Origin of the sequence: Salinisphaera sp. G21_0 (genome assembly GCF_017744115.1) — a bacterium.
Taxonomy (GTDB): Bacteria; Pseudomonadota; Gammaproteobacteria; order Pseudomonadales; family Endozoicomonadaceae; genus Endozoicomonas.
In genome coordinates this window covers 1-21,476 of the sequence record NZ_JAGHQW010000058.1, presented here as the reverse complement: position 1 = coordinate 21,476, position 21,476 = coordinate 1, and the positions used below count along the sequence as shown (strand labels likewise).

Annotated in this window: 16 protein-coding genes and 1 pseudogene; 11 read left to right on the top strand and 6 right to left on the bottom strand. The window is 44.9% G+C overall.

Translation table 11 applies throughout. The features are described 5' to 3' along the window. The 6 genes from menB (at position 1) to J7439_RS20910 (ending at position 6,299) form a co-directional block, all read left to right on the top strand. Positions 1–840 carry a 1,4-dihydroxy-2-naphthoyl-CoA synthase gene (menB, locus tag J7439_RS20935; RefSeq protein ID WP_101747640.1) on the top strand — a complete coding sequence of 280 codons (840 nt, stop codon included), beginning with the start codon at positions 1–3 and terminating at the stop codon, positions 838–840. A gap of 17 nt (positions 841–857) precedes the next feature. Further along, positions 858–1,862: an o-succinylbenzoate synthase gene (gene menC, locus J7439_RS20930; RefSeq protein WP_209203942.1), complete on the top strand. Its 1,005-nt coding sequence runs from the start codon at positions 858–860 to the stop codon at positions 1,860–1,862. Between the two features lie 25 nt (positions 1,863–1,887). Next, positions 1,888–3,288: an o-succinylbenzoate--CoA ligase gene (gene menE / locus J7439_RS20925; RefSeq protein WP_209203941.1), complete on the top strand. Its 1,401-nt coding sequence runs from the start codon at positions 1,888–1,890 to the stop codon at positions 3,286–3,288. Between the two features lie 123 nt (positions 3,289–3,411). Further along, a complete protein-coding gene (thpR, locus tag J7439_RS20920) occupies positions 3,412–4,053 on the top strand; it encodes an RNA 2',3'-cyclic phosphodiesterase (protein ID WP_209203940.1) in 642 nt (213 codons plus the stop codon). A gap of 233 nt (positions 4,054–4,286) precedes the next feature. Continuing rightward, the gene (gene ubiU, locus J7439_RS20915; protein WP_209203939.1) at positions 4,287–5,294 is read left to right on the top strand and encodes a ubiquinone anaerobic biosynthesis protein UbiU; all 1,008 of its coding nucleotides are present in this window, start codon (positions 4,287–4,289) and stop codon (positions 5,292–5,294) included. A gap of 132 nt (positions 5,295–5,426) precedes the next feature. Further along, positions 5,427–6,299 carry a U32 family peptidase gene (locus tag J7439_RS20910; RefSeq protein ID WP_209203938.1) on the top strand — a complete coding sequence of 291 codons (873 nt, stop codon included), beginning with the start codon at positions 5,427–5,429 and terminating at the stop codon, positions 6,297–6,299. A gap of 413 nt (positions 6,300–6,712) precedes the next feature. Here J7439_RS20910 and J7439_RS20905 read toward each other — a convergent pair whose 3' ends face one another. Both J7439_RS20905 and J7439_RS27275 read right to left on the bottom strand, forming a co-directional pair. Continuing rightward, complete coding sequence (locus J7439_RS20905; RefSeq protein WP_209203937.1) at positions 6,713–8,971, bottom strand: ankyrin repeat domain-containing protein; 2,259 nt, start codon at positions 8,969–8,971, stop codon at positions 6,713–6,715. Between the two features lie 312 nt (positions 8,972–9,283). After that, a pseudogene (locus J7439_RS27275) lies at positions 9,284–9,367 on the bottom strand (GTP-binding protein); the annotation flags it as partial. 206 nt (positions 9,368–9,573) lie between these two features. On the opposite strand from J7439_RS27275, the gene J7439_RS20895 reads away from it, so the two are divergent. Continuing rightward, positions 9,574–10,620: a hypothetical protein gene (locus J7439_RS20895; RefSeq protein WP_209203935.1), complete on the top strand. Its 1,047-nt coding sequence runs from the start codon at positions 9,574–9,576 to the stop codon at positions 10,618–10,620. Positions 10,621–10,994: 374 nt separating this feature from the next. On the opposite strand, the gene J7439_RS27270 is transcribed toward J7439_RS20895, so the two are convergent. Next, positions 10,995–11,351 carry an ISAzo13-like element transposase-related protein gene (locus J7439_RS27270; protein ID WP_353623092.1) on the bottom strand — a complete coding sequence of 119 codons (357 nt, stop codon included), beginning with the start codon at positions 11,349–11,351 and terminating at the stop codon, positions 10,995–10,997. A gap of 207 nt (positions 11,352–11,558) precedes the next feature. On the opposite strand from J7439_RS27270, the gene J7439_RS20885 reads away from it, so the two are divergent. Both J7439_RS20885 and J7439_RS20880 read left to right on the top strand, forming a co-directional pair. After that, positions 11,559–11,873 carry a type II toxin-antitoxin system HigB family toxin gene (locus J7439_RS20885; RefSeq protein WP_209203933.1) on the top strand — a complete coding sequence of 105 codons (315 nt, stop codon included), beginning with the start codon at positions 11,559–11,561 and terminating at the stop codon, positions 11,871–11,873. Further along, the gene (locus tag J7439_RS20880) at positions 11,870–12,295 is read left to right on the top strand and encodes a helix-turn-helix domain-containing protein (protein ID WP_209203932.1); all 426 of its coding nucleotides are present in this window, start codon (positions 11,870–11,872) and stop codon (positions 12,293–12,295) included. Before J7439_RS20885 ends, J7439_RS20880 begins: the two co-directional genes overlap by 4 nt. A 324-nt stretch (positions 12,296–12,619) precedes the next feature. Here the strand turns inward: J7439_RS20880 and J7439_RS20875 are convergent, their stop codons facing one another. From J7439_RS20875 to J7439_RS20865, 3 genes are all read right to left on the bottom strand, one after another. After that, complete coding sequence (locus J7439_RS20875; protein WP_209203931.1) at positions 12,620–13,693, bottom strand: lipase secretion chaperone; 1,074 nt, start codon at positions 13,691–13,693, stop codon at positions 12,620–12,622. A 65-nt stretch (positions 13,694–13,758) separates the two neighbouring features. Beyond that, positions 13,759–14,715 carry an esterase/lipase family protein gene (locus J7439_RS20870; protein ID WP_502950433.1) on the bottom strand — a complete coding sequence of 319 codons (957 nt, stop codon included), beginning with the start codon at positions 14,713–14,715 and terminating at the stop codon, positions 13,759–13,761. Positions 14,716–16,350: 1,635 nt separating this feature from the next. Next, positions 16,351–16,578, bottom strand: coding sequence for a hypothetical protein (locus J7439_RS20865; RefSeq protein WP_209203929.1), 228 nt, complete (start codon positions 16,576–16,578; stop codon positions 16,351–16,353). An 884-nt stretch (positions 16,579–17,462) separates the two neighbouring features. Here J7439_RS20865 and J7439_RS20860 point away from each other — a divergent pair. Then, a complete protein-coding gene (locus J7439_RS20860; RefSeq protein WP_209203928.1) occupies positions 17,463–19,667 on the top strand; it encodes a hypothetical protein in 2,205 nt (734 codons plus the stop codon). Between the two features lie 173 nt (positions 19,668–19,840). Continuing rightward, positions 19,841–21,106, top strand: a complete 1,266-nt coding sequence (locus J7439_RS20855; RefSeq protein ID WP_209203927.1) for a hypothetical protein — start codon at positions 19,841–19,843, stop codon at positions 21,104–21,106. The last annotated feature ends 370 nt before the right edge of the window (positions 21,107–21,476 follow it).

Below are 21,476 nucleotides of genomic sequence, written 5' to 3'. Positions count from 1 at the left end.
ATGAGCAAGCAGCTGGACTCAGGCGTGATCTGGGAAAACCTCAGCGGTGATTATGAGGACATTCTCTATCACCGGGCAGAGGGTATGGCCAAAATTACCATTAACCGTCCGGAAAAACGCAACGCCTTTCGCCCACAAACCATTGTAGAAATCCAGAAAGCCCTGGAGTCAGCACGTTTTGATGAGTCGGTGGGTGTGGTGATTCTGACCGGTGCCGGAGATCTGGCTTTCTGTTCCGGTGGTGACCAGAGCGTTCGCGGCGATTCTGGCTACAAGGATGATAAAGGAACCCATCATCTGAATGTTCTCGATCTTCAACGTCAGATCAGAACCTGTCCAAAGCCGGTGATTGCCATGGTTGCCGGTTATGCCATCGGTGGTGGTCATGTTCTCCATCTGGTCTGTGATCTGACGATTGCGGCGGATAATGCCCGTTTTGGTCAGACCGGTCCGAAAGTGGGGTCATTTGATGGTGGTTTTGGTGCCAGCTATCTGGCACGTATCGTTGGTCAGAAAAAAGCCCGGGAAATCTGGTTTCTCTGTCGTCAGTACGATGCCAGACAGGCTGAAGATATGGGGCTGGTCAATACCGTTGTGCCTTTGGCAGAGCTGGAGCGGACAACCGTAGAATGGTGTCGTGAGATTTTACAGCACTCTCCTCTGGCGCTTCGCTGCCTGAAATCCGCCATGAATGCCGACTGCGATGGTCAAACCGGTCTTCAGGAGCTGGCGGGTAATGCGACCCTGCTGTTCTATATGAGCGCAGAGGCACAGGAAGGACGGGATGCTTTTCTGGAAAAACGTCAGCCGGATTTCAGCCGCTTTGGTCGTAATTCCTGAAGCCCCTTAACAGATCTATGAAAGACTGTAAGGCCGATATCCTGAGGTATCGGCTACCTTTAAAGCAGCCGTTATGGCTGAAGCACGCCTGCCTGAATAAGCGGGAAGGGCTGATTTTGCGTTTGCGTATCGGTGACCGGTGGGGTTATGGCGAAATAGCGCCACTGCCCGGGTTTAGCCGTGAGAGTCTTGCTGACGCTGAAGAACAACTTCAGGCTTTCTGTCGGGCCGTTAATGATGGCAAGCCGTTATCTCTCAACAGTCCTTTTCTCACTGATGTTCTGCGGTTACAGCCAATACCGTCAGTCCTGTTTGGTATTGAATCGGCTTTGTGGTGGTTGCAACAGGACCATTGGTTTGACCCGCCAGAAACCGGACCACTTTTGCAGGGCAGCACCGGGGATATTCTCCAGCGGCTTGCAATGTGGCAGGGAAACTGGCCGACAGAGTTTAAGTTGAAGATAGGCCGAGACTCAATGGAAGACGACTGTGTCAGAATTAACCAGGTTCTGCGGGCTTTGCCAAAGTCCGTCAGCATCAAGCTGGATGCCAATCAGCAATGGACATTGGCGCAAGCCATCAGGGTCGCTGCCTCTATTGATGTTAAGCGAGTTGCTTATATTGAAGAGCCGACCGCTCATGTGGCTGAATTCTCACAACTCTACGAGCAGACCGGGCTTCGCTTTGCCCTGGATGAAACGGTCCAGCACCCGGAATACCATCTACACCCCATGCAGGGTCTGGCGGCCATTGTGATCAAGCCGACACTGGTGGGTGGTTTGGCCCGTTGCCGACAGCTGGTGACAACCGGCAGAAACCTTGGTGTCAGGACTGTTTTCAGTTCTTCTTATGAGTCGTCTATTGGATTGCACATACTGGAGCAGCTCAGCGCTCAGTGGACACCGGAAGAACAACCGGGCCTGGACACCTTATCGGCATTTACCGACAGCCTGACCTCTGAAAAGATGATTGCCGGTCAGCCGGTTGCCATAAATCCCGCTTTTTCAGCGATACAGAGCTGAACAGAACCATAGCAGAACGCCGTTGATGAAAACCATCTTCCCCGAATTGCAATACTGTCCCTTGCGTTATCGAGCCATTCATCAGTCCTCCTGTACAGCGATTCAGCTGGAGGAGGGTGGAGTCACGTTTCGGCTGCTGGATGCATGGGTGGATAAGTGTTGTCGTATATTCCGGGATAAGGGCATGAGAGCGGGCGGCCGTCTTCTGTTTGTCACCCATAAACCATTGGACACTGTGGTGGTTGCCCTGGCCTGTCTTCGTTCCCAATGGATTTTCTGCCCGGTAAACCCCGCGTTTCCAGAAGCGCAAATGTCGGGATATCGTGATCGTATTGGAGCTGCGCTGTTGGCAGACAGTGCGGGTATCGATTTTCATCGACGGATTACTCACATGCGGCCACAATCGGAGAGCAGGCTTCAGCCCATTAAGATCCATGCTGAAGCCGTTTACGACCTGATCGCCACCTCTGGAACGACGGGTATCCCAAAAGCGGTAGCGCAAAGTTATAAAAATCATTATTTCAGTGCCCTGGGCTCAATGCATACCTTGCCATTAACCTATGGTGATACCTGGCTGTTATCCTTGCCGCTGTTTCATGTGGGCGGATTGGCCATTGTTATGCGTTGCCTGCTGGCTGGTACCACAATGGTGCTGTTTGAACGTCGGTTGTCGCTGGATGACATGCTGACCAGACAGCGATTGACCCATCTTTCCCTGGTAAATACCCAATTGTTCAGGCTGCTGCAGTCCGGGTTATCACTCTACGATTCAGGCGTACGTTATATTCTGCTGGGCGGAGGCGTTGCTTCCCCGAGGCTGGTGGAGGCGGTAAAAGCACAGGGTGTAACTGTTCTGACCACCTATGGTCTGACCGAGATGGCCTCCCAGGTGTGTACCGGAGAGCCACTGTTTACCGGAAGTGGTGTTACTTCCGGAGCGGTATTGCCATGGCGTGAGGTTCGTTTAACAGAGGAAGGCGAGATTCAGGTGCGTGGCGACACACTGGCCAAAGGGTATTTTCAACATGGCGAGATTACGCCATTACCGGGTACCCGTGGCTGGTTTAATACCGGTGACAAAGGGTGTTGGCACGGTGACCAGTTACAGGTATGTGGTCGTATGGATAATATGTTGATCTCAGGGGGGGAGAATATTCATCCTGAAGAGATTGAACAGGCTTTGCTGACCTTCCCGGACATTGTCCAGGCGGTGGTCGTTGCCATAACGGATCCTGAATATGGGCAGCGCCCTGTTGCTTATGTTCAGACTTTGGACGGTACCCTGAATGAACCATTTACAAAAGAGAGGTTGGCAGGCAAGATAGCTAAATTCAAAGTGCCGGTACATATTCGTTTATTTCCTGAGCACATAGCAGAATCAGGGATCAAGATTAATCGCCGTTTTTTTCAGGCACTTTTGGAATAATACGACGATACAGGCAGATTTCTGCCAACAATGTACTAGACTAGGTTCAACAAACTTAGCCAAACCAAATTGCAAGGCTCAATTGGTTTGAATTTAGCAGTCAGACGTTGAAGTTAGAATAATATGAAAAATAACCCCATTAGCTACAACGCTTCCAGCGCCCCGACCTCTTTTGATGAGGCGTTGTCGCATAATTCCCCGGTTAGGGCTTTTCTTGCTGTAAAACTACCTCTTGAACTTGCTGCAACGCTGCATAAGAAAGCCATTCATCGAGCCGGTGAAGGTCATGTTCACGATTTGCGCTGGGTAGCTCCCCAGCAGCAGCACGTTACTCTTAAATTCCTGGGCAATAGCTCCCCCCAACAGTTACAGCAGTTAATTAGCAACCTTGAAAATGATCTGGCTGATTACCATACCTTTGACAGTATGACCGGTTGCTTTCGTTTCTTTCCAACTGGGAGAAACCCGCGGGTGCTGGCCCTGGAGATGCATTCAGGACAGGAGTTAAAACGGCTTGCTGATATTTGTGAGCAGGCGGCGGTACAGTCAGGCTTCAGTGCTGAAACCAGGAATTTCCGCCCCCACGTAACCCTGGGGCGTTTTAAACGACCAAGGTATGTCACCCATAGTCAGTATTTTAACCTTCCCAGTTTCCGGATGACGGTAGGTGAAGTGGTATTAATGGAAAGTGAGAGCACTGCAATGGGAACGCGATATAAATCTCTCCACGCTTTCCCGTTGCTACCTCTTGCTATCAGCGCATAAGGAACTGCCATTGAATAACTTTGACATTTCAATAAGCGTTGCCCGAAAAAGACAGGCCGCTTTTGCGGGCAGCGGGAAGCGAACTTAACAAGTCTCAGTCAAATTCCGGGACAATCCCTTAATAGATACTGGCTTAAGTGTTGATACTTATTTTTTGGCTTTTTCTTGATAAGTATCAAGTCGGTTTTTTGTTCAGCGTGCTATGCTGCGCAAAAACTACTGGATAATTCTCTATGGAATTGGTGTGTCCTGCCGGTAACCTTCCTTCCCTGAAAGCCGCTGTCGATAATGGTGCTGATGCCGTATACATCGGCTTTCGCGATGAAACCAATGCCCGGCATTTTGCTGGTCTGAATTTTTCTGATCAGCGGGCCATGAAGGCACTGGATTACGTTGATAAAAATCCCCGAGGAAAAAAGGTTCGGCTTTTTGTTGCGGTAAACACTTATGCCCAGGCGACCAACTGGCACCGCTGGAAAAAAGCAGTGGATATGTGTGCCGACTTCGGTGTCGATGCCCTGATTGCTGCCGATATCAGCGTGCTGGACTATGCCAGCAAGCGATACCCCAATCTTAATCTTCATCTTTCCGTTCAGGCTTCTGCCACCAATCAGGCCAGCCTGTCTTTTTATCATGATCATTTTGGTATCAAACGCGCAGTATTGCCCAGGGTGCTGTCGTTAAAACAGGTTGAGCGACTGGCTCAGAAAAGCCCGGTGGAACTGGAAGTGTTTGCCTTTGGCAGTCTTTGTATTATGGCCGAAGGGCGCTGCATTCTCTCTTCTTATGTGACAGGGGAGTCGCCCAATACCGCCGGTGCCTGCTCTCCCGCATCCGCTGTGCGCTGGCAGACAACGGCCAATGGGATGGAAACCCGACTGGGAGGTTTGTTGATCGACCGTTTTGATCACCATGAGCAGGCCGGTTATCCAACCCTCTGCAAGGGGCGCTTTACGGTGAATGATCAGGTCAGTCATGCCATTGAAGAGCCCACCAGCCTCAATACACTGGATCTGATTCCTCAGCTTTATCAGTCTGGCATCAGTGCGGTGAAAATTGAGGGCCGCCAGCGAAGCCCGGCCTATGTTGCCGAAGTGGTGAGAATCTGGCGGGAAGCGCTGGACCATTACCAGTCCAATCCTGATAGTTTTACCACGAATGAGCGCTGGATGGCTGGCCTTTCCCGTTTGTCTGAAGGTAGCCAGACTACACTGGGTGCCTATAACCGGCCATGGCAGTGATGTTGGCTGCTTGACACTCTCTTTTGATTTAAACCACAAAGACACGAGCCATAAAGGTTTACATGCTTTGCTTTCTTTATGGCTGGCAGATCGCGTTTTCGGGTAATGCCCGGCGCAGACAGGGAATAAACTATGCAAATTACCCTTGGCCCATTACTGTTCTTCTGGCCTAAACAAGATGTTATGGCGTTTTACGAGAAAGTAGCCGAATCCGCCTTTGAACGCGTCTACCTGGGAGAAGTCGTCTGCTCGAAAAGACGTGAGCTTAAGCTGGATGACTGGTGTGCCATTGCCAGGTTATTGCAGGCTAAAGGCAAAGAAGTCGTTCTATCGACACTGACGCTGATTGAAGCTGAGTCTGAACTGGCCCGGGTGAGTAAGGTCTGTGAGAACGGAGAGTTTGCTGTAGAAGCCAATGATATGGCTGCTGTCCATTATCTATCAAAAGCGGGCATCCCTTTTATTACCGGCCCTTCGGTGAACCTGTACAGTGCTGAAGCATTGCAGGTTCTGCATGGTACCGGTTTAAAACGCTGGGTTTTGCCGGTTGAACTCTCTTTTGATCACCTTAAGTTGATTATGGGGCGTTTGCCAGAGCTGGGCATTCATGATCTGGAAAGCGAGGTATTCAGCTATGGCTATCTACCTCTGGCCTACTCGGCCCGCTGTTTTACCGCCCGTACCCACGATCTGAGCAAAGACAGCTGTGAGTTCAGCTGTATTAAGTCATCATCAGGTATTCCCCTGGCGACCCAGGAAGGTGATGCGCTGTTTACCATCAACGGTATTCAGACACTGTCTGGCAGTTGTCATAATATTCTGGATCAGTGGCAGGCAATGGCGAGTGCAGGGGTTAAGGCTATGCGCCTTTCCGGGCATTCGGAAGATATTCTGAAAGTGGGGGATGAATTGGCGCAGGCAATGGCGTTGAGTAGTAAGGTCATTGCTTCTGATATTCAACAATGTAATGGCTATTGGTCAGGAAAGCCCGGAATAGCCCATTGAGTAACAGGGAACAATGATAGAATCCTCTTAAAATCTACTCAACAGCGGGTACTGAACGCCTGAGGTAAACTTCCTACCGGGATACTTGCTGATTTTATTGACCTTCTTGATATACGGCCCCAATCTTGGAGAGCCTCATACAAAGTCGATGGGGCGTGGGCTTTATGAATTAAGGGCTAACGGCCCTGAAGGTGACAGTCTTTGGACACCCGAGGAGTTGAGAAAACTCTTTGCCTCTGATCCTGTGATCACTGCCGGACCTCAACAGTAAGCAAAAAAAACCGCTGTCCGCTTCAGACAGCGGTTTTTGGTTCACTTAATGGCTAAATGCATTGAGTAAAAGTCTCCTATTGAGGAGTACGATAGTTTTTACTTTATCAGGAGATAAAATATTTGAACTTTCCTCTAAACCATTACTCATAAAATTCATTTTTTGCGCCATCGGGGGAATGCATCCCGGGGATTTCCGGCAGAGACTGCAGGTGATTGGCAGGAAAATGATTCAGCTGTTGTTGCTGTTGCAGGAATTGAACCACAGCCTGATGGCCCTTTTGCTCAGCGATGGAAAGTACATCCGTATTGTTGACCGGGTGTGAATAGTGAATATTGGCACCCTGTTGATACAGGTACATAACGGTATCCAGACAACCACTCTCTGCTGCACTCCAGAGTGCGCTGCCATGCATCCGGGACTCTACATTAACGTCAGCCCCCAGCTCAACAAGATACTTCACCACATCAATATCGCCTCTTTGGGCTGCATTCCATAGGGGTTTAGAAATGTCAGGCCTGGGGGCAGCACTAAAATGGGTCTCGAATACGCCGAGCAGGTACTTTATGGCGTTCAGCTGGCCTTGAAGGGACGCTTTAATAATTGCCCCTGAAACGTGTGACGGATTGATACCCTGGCGGATTGCGTTCTCTTCAAACAGGTATTCCAATACGGGGCAATGGCCTCCCAAGGCGGCCGCATTGAGCAAGCTACTCGCATCAATTTTTGCAGATTTATGAACCAGAAGTTTGACCAGCTCAAGGTGTCCCTTCCATGCTGCATTAACGATAGGCGTAATGTACTCAGCGTTGGCATTAACATCTGCGCCTTTTTCCAGCAGGTATTCCACCATCTCCCGAAAACCCTCCCCCGCTGCGCTATGGATAGGGGTATTTGAGCCTTTAGCACTGGCATTGACGCTGACGCCCCTGTCAAGCAGGTATGCCGCGCTATCAATTCTACCAGTGCTGGCCGCCCAATAGATGGGCGAATCCTTGCCTTTATTACCGGCAAGTCTTGCGCCCTTGCTGTGCAGGAATTTGGCCAGTTCAAAGTGCCCCCGGGCGAAGGCCTGACACAGAGGGGATTGTTGGTCTCGGCAGTTGGCTTCAATATCTGCACCCTTGTCAAGTAGCCACGCCACCGCTTCGATGGAGCCGCTGCGGGCCGCTGAAGAGATCGGGGAATTGTAACCCCTCCCATTAATGTTGATGGTTGACCTGTTGGCAATGTAATCCATGATCACCACTTTGCCACCCTCAGCAGCTTGCTGGAACAGAGTGGCGCTGAGGCGGGGGTTGTTGATAGTCAGATTCAGGCGGCCGAGCAAAAACTTTAACAGTGGCAAATTGCCAGAATAAGCAGCTGCCTCAAGAGGATGCGGGTTTTTCTCGGAGTAGGTATTACCACAGCGGGCGTTGATGTCCGCCCCCTGATCAAGCAGATATTTGACCATGTCAAGTTTGCCACTGCGACAGGCAGCCCAGATTAAGGTATTTTTACCGGTTTCGTCATGGCTATTGTTTGCGCCTCGCTCAAGCAGTAACCTGACCAGCTCAAAATGGCCATTGATTGCTGCGGCATAAACCGGGGTAAGCTGACCGGTACTGTGGTTATCAATGTCCTCGCCCCGATTGAGCAGATACTCCATTACCCTGGTCGATCCCAGTCTGGCGGATTTGTGAATCAGGGCATCCTTGCCCCGGGAACCGATTTGCAGATGGGCACCGTTCTCCTTCAGAAACACCACCAGATCCTGATGGCCAGCATGAATGGCCCAATACAGTGGTGATAACAAACCTGTGGTGCTGCCAGCTTGTATATCTGCATCATATTCAAGCAGAACCTTGACTATCTCCTGAAATCCTAAAAAGGCCGCCATCGTCAGAGGTGAACAGTGAGGGTTGCTGGCATCCGGGTGTGCCCCCTCGGACAGCAGATGTTTTACCACTTCAAGCTTGCCGACCCTGACGGCCAGCCAAAGTGGGGTGCACGGCACCCCCAGCTTGACAGCCTTGGCCAGGTGGGCGATTGTCGAGGGGGCTACCCTGTTAATGTTGACAGGTTGTTGCTGCAATCTTGCAATCTGGCTGGAGAGGTTGCAATTAACACCAGCACCTTGTTGAAGCAATGCTGAAATGGCTTGGATTTCTCCATTCAGGATGCCTGAGACCAATTGCCATTGCCAGTTTTCCGGCAGGGGCCGTGGATTGAGAGGTTCTGATGGCGCGATGGTTCTTTCCGTCAGGGCATTGGATGGGGCAGAGCTGTTGTGGGCATGGGAAGCTTCTTTTGGCAAGGAAGGAAGAACAGGAACCGACGACGTATCTGGGGTATCAAGGCGTGGCCTTTTGCTGATGATTGCTCTCTGGCCACCAGGGCTGGAAACTGTACCATGCATTTTGTTATTCCAATACAGATTTCAATAATTTTTATTTGACAATGATTTTCCTTTTTTTATCCCCCATCCCCCGGACGCAGAGAAAAAGAAAAACGGTGACAGGTCTTTAAGAAAAACGGTGACAGGTCTTTAATCTTGAATGTGTTCAAAAAGAAGAAAAACGGTGACAGGTCTTTAATCTTGAATGTGTTCAAAAAGAAAGACCAGCTTCCAGTTTTTTGACCCCAGTTTTTTTCAGTTTCGGGCTCCTTGGTTTTGCGTCAAGAAGAAAGACCATATATGACCCCAGCTTTTGCTTCCCCAGCTTTTGCTCTGCCTGAGTAAGTGCAGAATGGCGGTGGTTTTACCAGAGCCCAGGAAGCCGGTGATCAAATTGGTAGAAATTTTTTTCTTCATTGAAAAAAATGCAATTTTCTGGAACTGAAACTGGAAAATAGTATCGTGAATTATAAATGTAAGTGAATAAATTGGTTGTTATGTCTGCAAGTTGGCTTTTACAGAAAAGCTTTCATTTTTAATGCTATCTTAACTGCTCAGAAGCTTATTGATCAGCCTGGAGTTTCTGATCACGGGTTCCTGAAACCAAAACAGGACTTTTAACAATGATTAACACCGGTGTGGAATCTGGAAGTTGTTTTCTCAGGCATCGCTCACCATGCGCGGGTGGTGAGTGGAGAGATACTGGAGGGGCTTTTGGGAGGAAAATAACATTAAAGACAGGTGTAGAAGCCCAAGCTGCTGTAAAAGAGATTGAGGTGCAAAGTGATATAGAAACAGAGCTTTTTTCAAAGAAAATCATCTATAGAACCGTTGATAGACTGCAAGGACAAAAAATAAAACCCGCCTTTCGAGACAAACTGGATGAATTTAAAAAAGATCTTCATGTTTTTGATGATAATCTGGCCGATCTTGTGGGGAATAAGCTCCGGCCTTTCCGAATTACAATGATGCCAAATGAAGATAATGGTAAAAAATACAAAGAGGCGATGAAGGCTGCTGTTGATGATGTTATTGCTGATATTAGAGGCACCTATGAAGAGTGGGTCGTTGAAGGTCTCGAAACGGTATCCTCCGATATTGATGAGTTAGATTCTTATTTCTTTGCACTCATGCTGCAACGAATAGATGAGGGGCGGCAGAGCCTGCCAGATGAGGATAGTTTTTTTGTCAATCCTGAGCTGATTGACAAGTATCCGGAAAAATATCAGATACAGCGTATAGGAATGCAAGTAAGCCAATGGTTGTTTGGCGTAGGGATCGTTTGGGCAAGCTCATACTCCCCGGGGTATAGAGGGGCTATGCAGATGGATAAAGGAGATACCAGCAGGCTCTTTGATTCTCTGATAGGTACAGCAATGAGACGGTACAATATCAGTCAGGATGAAGCTGTTACAAGAATTCTATCTCGGCCGGAATTCGTCACGTCGTTAAATGATGGTGATGAGCCTAAATTCGACGGATCTATTCTGGGGAATTTTGAAGGAGGTGGAAAAGTCCTTTATATGTCAGCAATAGCATTAGCAAATCGATTTCATCTTAGTGAATATGCGGGTATGGCAACGGCCATGTTTTTAGTAAGAGTCAAAAGAGCTGTTTGCTCCATGCCTGAATGTTTTTCTCAGGTTTTTTATCGTCATGTTGGTCGATAAACAATTCGTCAGTTTATTCTGCTAAATGGAAATCCCTGTGGTCAAAAGGAAAAAGGCCCAATACTAGCTTATTTATTAATGTTTCCGAAGTTCCACTCATTGGAGTCAGAAATCTGGGGTAATATATTGTCCGCCCCGCATTGCAAGGAAAAGTTTTCCATCATTACTAAAGAGTAATGCTTCCATTCTCTTAATAAAGAGACCGGCCTTTGGGGTGAGGTCTCAATGCCTCTGGCCCTGATGGAATCCGCTCACGTTTAATAGTTTAATGACTATGTTCATGCTGCTGCCTTGTATGGCTCTTTCTTGGTTAATACAGCCCAGGCAATGCGAGCATAGGCGTTACATCATAATGATGTCCTACTAAACTCATTCTATTTTGGCTCATTTGAAGCCGTTTTGGGAGCGGGGCGGACCATTCCATTAGGTCTTGATTGCGACAGGTGACGCCTGAGAATGTGGGAGGTTCTGTGAACTGAAATCATTCGTTTAAATCCAGTGGGTTCGACTCCCACCCGGTAAAGATTAACCATCAGCCGGAAGCGAATCCATAAGTGACCGGATGGTAGTCTCAGTTTTCTCCATGTAGTGTTTTGCAACGTCGATTGACTCAAGCGCAACGCCTTGGCACGCTCGGGTAACATGCGGAAAGCGCGGTGCTCAATCGGATTATATTTTGAGCAATAAGCTGGAAAGTGGGCTGTCCGAATTTTTATCTGGAAGTCTTGCATATGGAGCAATCGGGATACTGTATCCTTGTTTGCGGGTGTCCCAAGCTCTGTCATCATTCGCCTGACCAACCCTGTATTGTCACTTGAAAACGACCTCGATTGTCATCGATTGCAATATGCCTTCCCTGCATATAAAGGCGATATTCACAATTTGTAAACAAATCAACCCTATGCTAAAGTTCACAATAAGTAAATTTTGAGACCGCTATGCACGTTATCTCCAGGAAGCCGTTTCACGATGCGGCCAAGAAATACCCTAACGATGCAGCTGCCATTGATGCCGCTTATAAAGCATTGCGAAACGGTGACTTTAGCAGCCCGCAAGAATTGAAGGCCCTGTTTCCAAGCCTGGATAATTTTAAATACAAGGATAAGTGGTGGATTATTGATATTGGTGGTAATAACCTGCGACTCATTGCCTTTATCGAATATAGAGACAACCGAATTTACGTGAAGCATATTGTCTCTCATTCGGAGTACGACAAGTTATGCAAAAAGTACCTGAAGGAGGCTGGTTCATGAGATATGCCAATTTAAAAGAAAAGGCACTGGACTTTTTTGCAGAGGCTCGTTTCATCAGTCGCATCCACAATGAGTCTGAGTATGAGCAAGCTCTGGAATTAATGGATGAACTGATTGAAGATTATGACCAATACCTGCCATTGATTGAGGTGCTTTCTATTGCTATTGGAAAATGGGAAAAAGAATCCGCAGAGTTTTCTGAGTTTAACCGACGCATCGAAGCACTTGATGATGGTGTCGCTATTCTTCGGACGTTGATGGATCAGTACCACTTAAAGGCAGATGATCTTAAAACCGAATTAGGCAGTAAAAGCCTGGTATCGATGATCTTAAACGGCTCAAGAAACCTGACCAGAGATCATATTCAGGCTCTGTCCGAGCGATTCAGGATTTCACCGTCTTTGTTCTTTCACAAAACCTGAGCGGTTTCCACAAGGCGTTACATCAAAGTACGCCTTAAATTGTTTCTGGCTCCGAGTGCGGTAACATCATTTTTACCTCCTTCTCGCGATCTTTGAGGACAAGATTGCTCAACTTTTCCCAGACTTACGAGGTTTGCGGTGGCAGATTTTGATTGTGACAGGCGAAGCCTGAGAATGTTTGTCTGGCGGTTAATCAAGGAATGTTTCAGCGCCAATCAGGGGAAGTAGTTTCAGGATCGCTTCTTTCTATAGCCTCTGATTCCGGTCTGCCAGCTCAGAGACTATGGTAAACATCTGATTCCTTAATTGAACTGCTGACCTGCATCAGGCATCTGTTTTTTGTCGTTCATAGACTTCGACCCGGAGTTGCTCTCTGGCCTCAAAGAGCGAATCTTTGAGGGTTTCTATCTGCTCTTGCTGATCCTCCTGACTTAAACCTTCTGCTGACAGGATATGATTTCTCTGAATCAGGTACTGGTCGATCCGGGACTGCCAGACAGCCCGGTCTTTTTCCAGCTGCTCAAAACGCTCTGCTGCCTCGTAGCCAAACATCTCTATTTTGAGGGATCGAATTTCACTTTCGTCAGCTCCGGCCCGCTTTAAATCCGCTGTTCTGCGATGTAATTCATCAATGATCTGAACCTCCCTTCTGGCTTCGATCATTTCCTGTGGGGCACTTGCGTCAATCTGCTCAAGTTGATACTGCTTTTCCTGATCGCTGAGGGAGCCATCGTTTAATACGTTCATTTTGGCAAAGGTATATTGATCGTATCGTTCTTCCTTGCCATAGAAAGCTTCACGGACCTCTCTGGTCAAATAGATGGATTTCAGTCGGTCGATGTCTGCAAATTGCGCTCCTAACAAAGAAAGGTAGAGCGTTTTATCAAATCCGCTACCATCAGCCGCTAATGTCTGAAGAGAGGGAGAGCGTTCCAGCTTCAATCGGTACAAAGCGAGTTTTAAGTCGATATAACTGTTCAGAATCGCCCTGGCCTCAGACAGTGCCGGTTCAGTCAGTGAGTTTGTCAGGTATTCATTGATTCTGCCAAGAATGATTTCAATCGGTTCCTCTTCTATGGCAGAGAGAAAGTAGTCGAAGATCTGCCTGATATCACTGGAAATGATCAGGTGTCCATTATCGTCTACAGCCAGACGTCCCATAACCGTGGTGTCCTGAAGTGTATCGGGCAAGGCTCCGAAGCTGGACATATAAACCGCTGAACTATTTGTTGATGTCTTTTCCAGAGCATTGGGTGAGGACTGATCAGAGATGACGGGTAGGAGTGCCTGAGGCTTACTATCTGTTTCAGCGATTTGTTTATAGACGACTACGCCAATACAAGACAAGAAACAGATAAAACAGGATATTTTGAGTTGTCTGCGTCGTGATGCTTTCATGAATTATCTGCCTCTACCGTTTGGAGAAGACCTTTCATAGATCTTCTCCTGATGACACCTTGCTTTTATAAGCCAGCTGTTTTCAGGCGTACAGCGTGGTTTTCATAAAGGGTAACCGGATCGGTTTCAAAAAGATGGTGAATACCAAAAAGATGATTGATAGCATCCAAATGATTCAGACTGTAATCAGTCCCAATGACTTTGCCCCAGTGCTGACTGCATTGGCCGACCAAACCATCATCATTGTTGCCGCTGATGCCTGTGCTGGTCAGCATCAGGAAGGCGTCTGAAATATCAAAAACGTTGGTTACGGCATCATTGCCTCCCCAGGAGTAATAATGCACTCCATTCACTTCCTGTGCGCCCTGGCCACAAGATGAGGATGGCATGCCATCGGGAAACTTTTTGTTGAACTCTGCTGCACCGGCTGTCGTCATGAATGTGACCGAATCCAGGGCATCTTGCGGATTCTCAGGGTTGCCGGCAAGAAAGTCGGTTATGTGACCCATCAGCTCAAGAGCCTGAGCTATAAAAGCTTCTGTGTTCCCGCCCATCGGTACCAGGCCCCGGGCCACATCGGCAAACTCCGAGCCAAAGTTGACGGCGCTTATGGTGGTTACAGAGGCTACCAGGTCAGGCCTGACACCCGCTGCGTAACGGACAGTGGGTCCACCAAGGCTGTGCCCTGTCAGATTGAATTTTTCGGCACCGGTGGCGGCTTGCAAATCTTCCAGATAGGTCACAAGCTGCTCTCCCCTGACATAGGCGTCTTCCCAGGCAGAGAGGTTGGGGCTGTAGACTTCGGCACCTCTCTCCTTGAGAGCACTGTGAACACCGTAAAAGTAATCAATGCCCAGAATGGAGTCGAACCCGGCTACACCATGCACCAGAACAATAGGGTGTTTGGTTTTGTAGGCGTCACAGTCTTGCCAGAACATACAGGCTGCATTGGCCTGTGTGCTTAATAGAGCGCTAAATGTCAGTGCTGTCCAGAGGAGTTTTCTTATTATTGTGTTCGTCATGTCAATCTCAAATTTTGTTATCGTTGTATAAGGGATTTGAACACATAAAATTTCATAAGAGCAAGTTCAAGAACAGGTAATGGGCTAAACCTGTTATATTGCAAACTAAATTCAGCCGTTGACAGCTTCATAGCAGGTAAATTGGCGTTGTGTACCAGCACTGTTGCTCCTGTGTAGAGGCAGTATTGTACCCTCGTTCCCATGCTCTGCGTGGGAATGCATACCGGAGCCTGCAGGATGTGGAACAACCTGTTTCTGTTCGGAATCATGAGAGTTTATGGGGGGCTAATTTGTGGAAAGGTTCGGTATGCCAGGGACCTTGGAATCGAGACCAAAACAAAATCCCCGCATAAAGCGAGGACCGTAAAGAACGACCGGAGTCGTTAGGGGTTCCTGTGCATCCTGCCTGGTTTTTCGAGGCTTCCGTCAGTTCACATCACTGTGACACTGTATCGACTCTTCCCTGATGCAAAATGCTTCACTCAACTTAAGGTCTCAGCCTGTTTGCTGAGTCGGCTATTTTACGGACATTGCCGTATTATCCTATTGGTCCAGATACGGAATTTACTGCTTATTCCCCCGTATCCAACCTATAAAAAACCTCGCTCGAAGCAAGGCGACAAGTGCTGATCAATCAGCCGTCAGCGGTTTTTATTATTATTGGGGTGGTATTTATTCTTAGCCAGAGAGTTAGCATTTGGTGTTCTTGTTACCAGGTTCCGAAACAGTCGCTATCGACTTCGGCAATCACTCAATGGATAAGCACAGGTTACGTATTTGCCGAAGATAAAGTATTGATCTAAGTCAGCGAAGCTTGTTTGACAGTCGATAAACCGGGGGCAGGCTCTCAGCCCGGATATTTCATAAACGTGCTCCCGCTCTCGCTTGTCCTTTGCCGCTCTATGGGAGTTTTGCTCAGTCGACCGTACTCCCGGTACGGCGCTCTCTCACAAAACCCGTAGAGCGGCAAAATCCTCGGCTTTGGCATCCTGCGTCGCCTTAGGAATTGTCCCGGAATAAGTTCCGCATTTGACTAAGGCTTGTTGAGCTTGCTGGCTGCGGCTGCTGGCTGATGGCTGCTAGTCGCTGGCTGCTGTGGCTGCTGGCCGCAAAAGCACAAGCGGTTCCAGCTTTTCGAGCGGCGGGTAGCGTCTGTAGAAATGTGGAATTTATTTCAGGACAATTTCTTACCTCCCACATCCATGTGGTCGTGCGCGAGATTCGGGGCAGTTTATGAAATATCCGGGTTAGGAATTGACCCGAAATAACTTCGATATTTTGAACTCGATCTCCGTTCATCCTGAGTGCTGAGCTTGTCGAAGTCGAAGGGTGATTGGCACAATACATGAGGCCGGAGTTTACAAAACGGTGACGACCAAAACGATGACAGGTCTTGAATCTTGAATGTGTTCAAAAAGAAAGACCCAAAACGGTGACAGGTCTTGAATCTTGAATGTGTTCAAAAAGAAAGACCTGCCCCCAGTTTTTTAACCCCAGTTTTTTTCAGTTTCGGGCTCCTTGGTTTTGCGTCAAGAAGAAAGACCTGACCCCAGATTCTGACCCCAGATTTTCCAGATTTTTTTCAGGATACAGTACATCCCTGTACATAACAGAAAGGGGATAAACCCCCATCTGTTATTTCTTGGTAGAGCGAGTCGGTTGCTCCGGTGAGGACTGATTTTTCAGGAAGTCGTGCAAGATTTCCAGAATGGCTACCAGTTCATCGACTTCGGAATTATAACTTTCGCGGATCACCTTGGTGGTGTACTGGCTCAGTTCTGCGATTTCATGACGCTTGGTTTCAAGCTGGTTTTTGGTCAGATGGATCAGGGTGCAGAGCATGGAGTTAGTCAATGTTTTCATGATGTTTTACCTCGTTTGCTGAATGTAATTTGTCCAGGAACGACAGGTGAAGACGTGTCCAAAAAATGTTTTGTCCTTAGAGGCAACAGATTTATTGGACTAAGTCTGGTGTTGTTCAAATTTATTGGACTAAGTCTGGTGTTGTTCAAATTTATTGGACTAAGTCTGGTGTTGTTCAAAATTACCGGTATTCAGCAAGAGGTAGGATTTCAGAAAAAACCTGACGTATAGACTCAAACCCCTGAATATAGTCCAAACTGAGGTCGAACCAGTACATGGAAACGCCGCACAGAGCCTTTATTGCCAGGTGATGAGCTGTAAGTATAAGACGATGAAAGAATAGTAAAGGTTATCTTTAATTCTACTGCTTTAGCTGATACCTTAGTCCAGTTTTAATAAGCGACGGTTCCCACCATCGAAAAATATTTCATCACAAAAGTTGTTGCTGAGCTATTTCATACCCTGCTCCCTGATGTCAGTAAAAGGCAGAAGAACAAGTGATGGACGGTAGTGTGCCTGATGGTCATCAGGCTCAACCTGCTGTATGAGCATACAGTTATAATAAGAAATCGGTGATTTTCTCAATTTCCAGAGTGTATGGCGTACAAACAAGTCTCGATAAATAGTGATAAATAATTTACCTATGTTTTTAAAGAAATAATTTTTACCTCTGGATTTTTATTGCGAATTTTGATTCTCGATTAATACCAATTCTCGCTTTGCCGGAACATGGCCAGCATGGCTCAATTAAGTCTCGTATCAAAAATTGGGGGTTTTTAATCAGTTGAACGTTGTAAAGTGAACTCGTCTGTGCAGATGTTCAAAGTAAAAAGCGTAATTCGTACTAATAAGCGTTATACCCTAATAAAAATAGTGGAGTTTAAATGTCTAAGGAAGCTCATCATTCAGATAATGTAAAAGACATGCTCATAGCGATTGAGGATGGATTTTTATTTGAAGATTTTGCCCAAGAATTTATAACAGCAAGATTAGGTTATCAGTTTTCTTCTAGTGGAGGAATTAAGGATAGGGGGATTGATGGTTTTGAACACACTTCAGAATTAGAAGGAAAACCAAAATCAATCTTTCAAATGACAATAGATAAGAAACCTAAAGAAAAATTAAAAGACACGCTCGAAAAGTTAAAGAAAAATAATATAGAATATGAAAGGTTAACGTATACAACGAATATTGAAATAAAAAATAAAGATGAGCTGATTGATTATGCAGAAGAAGAGTATGGGGTTAACTTAAGAATATTTGATGGGGATTGGATTGCAAAAAATTCAAACAATGCACCACCGACACAAGAAGCTATTACTAATTTTATGGCTAGGCATTTAAGAGAAATGCAAAAGCCTGGCAGAGAGTTTAAAGTTAATGATCATATAAATGATCCAAAACTGTATATCTATTTGATGCAACAGATTGGAAGAAGCGAGGAAGTTGAAGACCTTAACAACAAACTTATTGATAGCTTAGTTTTATATTCATTAAGAAATACTGATCCAGATGAAAGCATTTTAATGAATGCTGATGAGATTGAAAAAACTGTTAGGTCTATGTTTGATTTTGAGGTTGAAAGATTAAGGGCAAAAATTAATAAGCGACTTAAATCATTAAGTAAAAAACCAAATAGAAGAATAAATCACCATAAAAATAAAGCGGGGAATGATTCTGATTTTTATTGCCTTCCATATGAGACAAGAATACAAATAGTTTCAGATAATGTGAAGGACAAAAAAATTTATGATGGTTTCATGGAGGAAGCAGAAAAAATTATTAGAAAGAATTTAAAAAGTGCTGAGGTACAGGTTAAAAAAGTAGCAGAAATGCTAAAGAGCACAGTTGAAATAATATACTATCAGCAAGGTTTAGAGTTTTCTGATTTTTTATTGAATGGTGGGGCTTCTGATAATTTTGAGAAAAATCTCTCTGAAACTGTTGATTTAATATTAGATTCTTCTAATGTAATTGACAGAAACAGAAATAAAGTAAAAACAGCTTTGATATTAGCTATAAGAGAATTGGTATACAGTGGTTCTAAAGAAGCAAAAGAATATCTTCAATCACTTTCTAAGACATATTTAATGTTGTTTTTGATGAAGTGTGATCCTCAAATTATTAGCTATTTTCAAACAATGGCAGGAAAGATGAGGATATTTGTTTGTACATCAATTCTTGTTCCTGCGTTCTCGGAAATATACTTAGAAGAGCAAAATAAAAGGTATTGGACACTACTTCAATCTGCTAAGTCACGAGGGGTAAGGCTGCTTGTAAATGATACAATTTTAGATGAGTTGCTTGCACATTTAAAAAGCTCTAATAGGAAATATGAAGAAGAATATTCTAAAAACGTAGATCTTTTTAGAAAAGGTGTTGAAGAGTTTGTAGATCAAATTCTTGTAAGAGCTTTCTTATATGCAAAAAATGAGGGTAAAATAAACTCATACTCCGGATTTCTAGATAACTTTGTAACAATAAATTCTTCATCAGCTAAACAAGAATTAATTGATTTCTTATATGAAGAATTTGGGATAGAATATGTGTCATCTGATACAAGCGAAATGAAAGTTGAGTTTAGTCAAAACGACTATGATCAATTGTACGAAGAGCTTATAAATATAAAGGGTTCGGCAGGTAAGGCAAGAGCTGATGCTAATTTGATTCTGACGATTTACGCATTACGCTCCGCACATGGTGAAATTAAGTCATCATTAGAAGGCTATAAGACATGGTGGTTATCCTCAGATACAGCTACACATAGAGCAGTCAGTAAGTTATTTAATCAAAAGTATCCAGTAAGTTGTTATATGAGGCCTGATTTTTTATATAACTACATCAGCTTTACCCCTCCCAAAGAAAAAGTAAATTCTGTTTATAAAAATACTTTTCCTAATTTATTAGGTGTTCAAATTTCCAACCATATTTCTGAAGATGTTGGAAAGCGAGTTAGGCAGATGATTGTCGAGCAAAATGAAATGCCTAAAGGTAGGCGTAAGGCAAAGATTAGAAAGTTAAGCGATGATCTTAAAGCTGGAACTGGGCTGGATTATAGTGATCGATTAACTTCGTTCTTTAACGAATAAGTCGCCAACTATCGGCTATGAGCATAATAAAAATCTCCATCAGACTGCGCCTGAAATTGGTGTTATAGCTTCTAGTTTCAAAATACAGTAATCAAAGTTAAGGAAAAGTTTTGTCAGAAATTTATGAGCTTAAAAAGGTTTTCACACCTTCACGACCTGCTCGGGTCACATTTGTGGACCGAATTGATTTAAATGATGATGTTGTTACTGCACTAGAAATGCCTGGTACACAGTTGGTGATTTTTGGGCATACTGGAACGGGAAAAAGTACTCTTTTAGAGAACTTGCTTTTTAGAGTTTATGAGAAGCAAATAAATACAAATTGTATGAAGGGAATGACTTTTGAGGAAATTGTTCTTGATGCATTTGATCAGCTTGGAGAATTCTATGTTGATGAAGTGGTAAATGCAAAAAAATGTTCAGTAAACGCACGTATGAAATTAACTTATTTAAGTATTCAGACTCAAATACAGTCAAACCTTGAAAGTCAAGATACTGAAAAGCAAAAAAGATTTCTGCCTCCACAATTAACGCCGCAAGGTCTAGGTAGACTTCTTGGTGAAGCTGGGTACTGTTGGGTTTTAGAAGATTTTCATAAGATTGAAGGTGTTGAGAAAGAAAAGCTCACGCAAATGATGAAAGTATTCGTGAATATGTCTGATAAATATGAAGACTTGAAATTAATTGCTTTAGGAGCAGTAAGTACTGCAAGAGAAGTAGTAAAAACAGATCGCGAAATGAGGCGTCGTGTTACTGAAATTCATGTGAAACTCATGAGCGATGAAGAAATAAAGAAAATTATATCTAAAGGATGTAAAGCTCTAAATATTATCATACCAGATGATCTTCAAAATGATATAGTTCATTATTCTAACGGACTTGCTGCTATATGTCATAAGCTATGTTATTTAATGTGTGATGCGGCTGTAATTAAAAGTACACTTGAAGAATCTGTTGAGTTCAATTATTCGGATTTACAGGATGCTTTAAAAAAATATATCAAAGGTGAGGAAGATACGATAAAGGATGCATTTGATCGTGCATTAAAGGTAAACCAAGTTGACAATACAATTAGAGTTATTGCACATCATGATCAAGATGGTGCAAGACTAAATGAATTGTTTAATTGGGCTAAAGATCATCAAATAAAAATAACAAAGAAAAAACTAGAGTCAGATCTAGAACAATTACAGCATGAAAATTATGGTGAAATCATCAAATATGATGGAAACTCTGATAAATTCAGCTTTTCAGATCCATTCTATCGTTCCTTTGCTCTTGCATATTATGAAGAGAGAGATAAAAAGAATTCTAAGAAAGTGTCAGAAGCTGATCTGATGAAAATTTTTAATCAAGCATTTAGAAGCTTTAGTATTCATGTGGCTTCAGAAGACTATATTCTTGAAACAAGAGAAGGTGAGGTGCCAGAGGAACTCTAACAGAAATTTCCAACGGTTATCCTGTCATAATTTAGGTGGACACTGAAATCCAACTTAACGCGATTACTTTTCATTTGCACATTTAGTTGGAGAAATAAGTATTCAAGTGTCCAAAAAGTGTCCACCAAACTGACCAATAACCACTTTTAACAACTCAAATGGACACTTTTTGTTTTTCTGGCCTATTCTAACCTATTGATATTAAAAGAATAATTGCAGCGTTGCAAGGATTCGAATCCCTCACTCACCGCCATATACCTTTCTCTACCTCCTTGATTTTCTCTCCTTTTATTCTATAAGCTTGTTTCAGGTTTCAGTTCTGTACGATAAGTGTTTTCACAAAACCTGATGATCTGAAATCACTGATTTG

What these genes read in the sequence shown, in the direction of transcription:
- menB (WP_101747640.1), top strand. Translation starts at nt 1, where the DNA reads ATGAGCAAGCAGCTGGACTCAGGCGTGATCTGGGAAAACCTCAGCGGT.
- menC (WP_209203942.1), top strand. Translation starts at nt 858, where the DNA reads ATGAAAGACTGTAAGGCCGATATCCTGAGGTATCGGCTACCTTTAAAG.
- menE (WP_209203941.1), top strand. Translation starts at nt 1,888, where the DNA reads ATGAAAACCATCTTCCCCGAATTGCAATACTGTCCCTTGCGTTATCGA.
- thpR (WP_209203940.1), top strand. Translation starts at nt 3,412, where the DNA reads ATGAAAAATAACCCCATTAGCTACAACGCTTCCAGCGCCCCGACCTCT.
- ubiU (WP_209203939.1), top strand. Translation starts at nt 4,287, where the DNA reads ATGGAATTGGTGTGTCCTGCCGGTAACCTTCCTTCCCTGAAAGCCGCT.
- J7439_RS20910 (WP_209203938.1), top strand. Translation starts at nt 5,427, where the DNA reads ATGCAAATTACCCTTGGCCCATTACTGTTCTTCTGGCCTAAACAAGAT.
- J7439_RS20905 (WP_209203937.1), bottom strand. Translation starts at nt 8,971, where the DNA reads ATGCATGGTACAGTTTCCAGCCCTGGTGGCCAGAGAGCAATCATCAGC.
- J7439_RS20895 (WP_209203935.1), top strand. Translation starts at nt 9,574, where the DNA reads ATGATTAACACCGGTGTGGAATCTGGAAGTTGTTTTCTCAGGCATCGC.
- J7439_RS27270 (WP_353623092.1), bottom strand. Translation starts at nt 11,351, where the DNA reads ATGCAAGACTTCCAGATAAAAATTCGGACAGCCCACTTTCCAGCTTAT.
- J7439_RS20885 (WP_209203933.1), top strand. Translation starts at nt 11,559, where the DNA reads ATGCACGTTATCTCCAGGAAGCCGTTTCACGATGCGGCCAAGAAATAC.
- J7439_RS20880 (WP_209203932.1), top strand. Translation starts at nt 11,870, where the DNA reads ATGAGATATGCCAATTTAAAAGAAAAGGCACTGGACTTTTTTGCAGAG.
- J7439_RS20875 (WP_209203931.1), bottom strand. Translation starts at nt 13,693, where the DNA reads ATGAAAGCATCACGACGCAGACAACTCAAAATATCCTGTTTTATCTGT.
- J7439_RS20870 (WP_502950433.1), bottom strand. Translation starts at nt 14,715, where the DNA reads ATGACGAACACAATAATAAGAAAACTCCTCTGGACAGCACTGACATTT.
- J7439_RS20865 (WP_209203929.1), bottom strand. Translation starts at nt 16,578, where the DNA reads ATGAAAACATTGACTAACTCCATGCTCTGCACCCTGATCCATCTGACC.
- J7439_RS20860 (WP_209203928.1), top strand. Translation starts at nt 17,463, where the DNA reads ATGTCTAAGGAAGCTCATCATTCAGATAATGTAAAAGACATGCTCATA.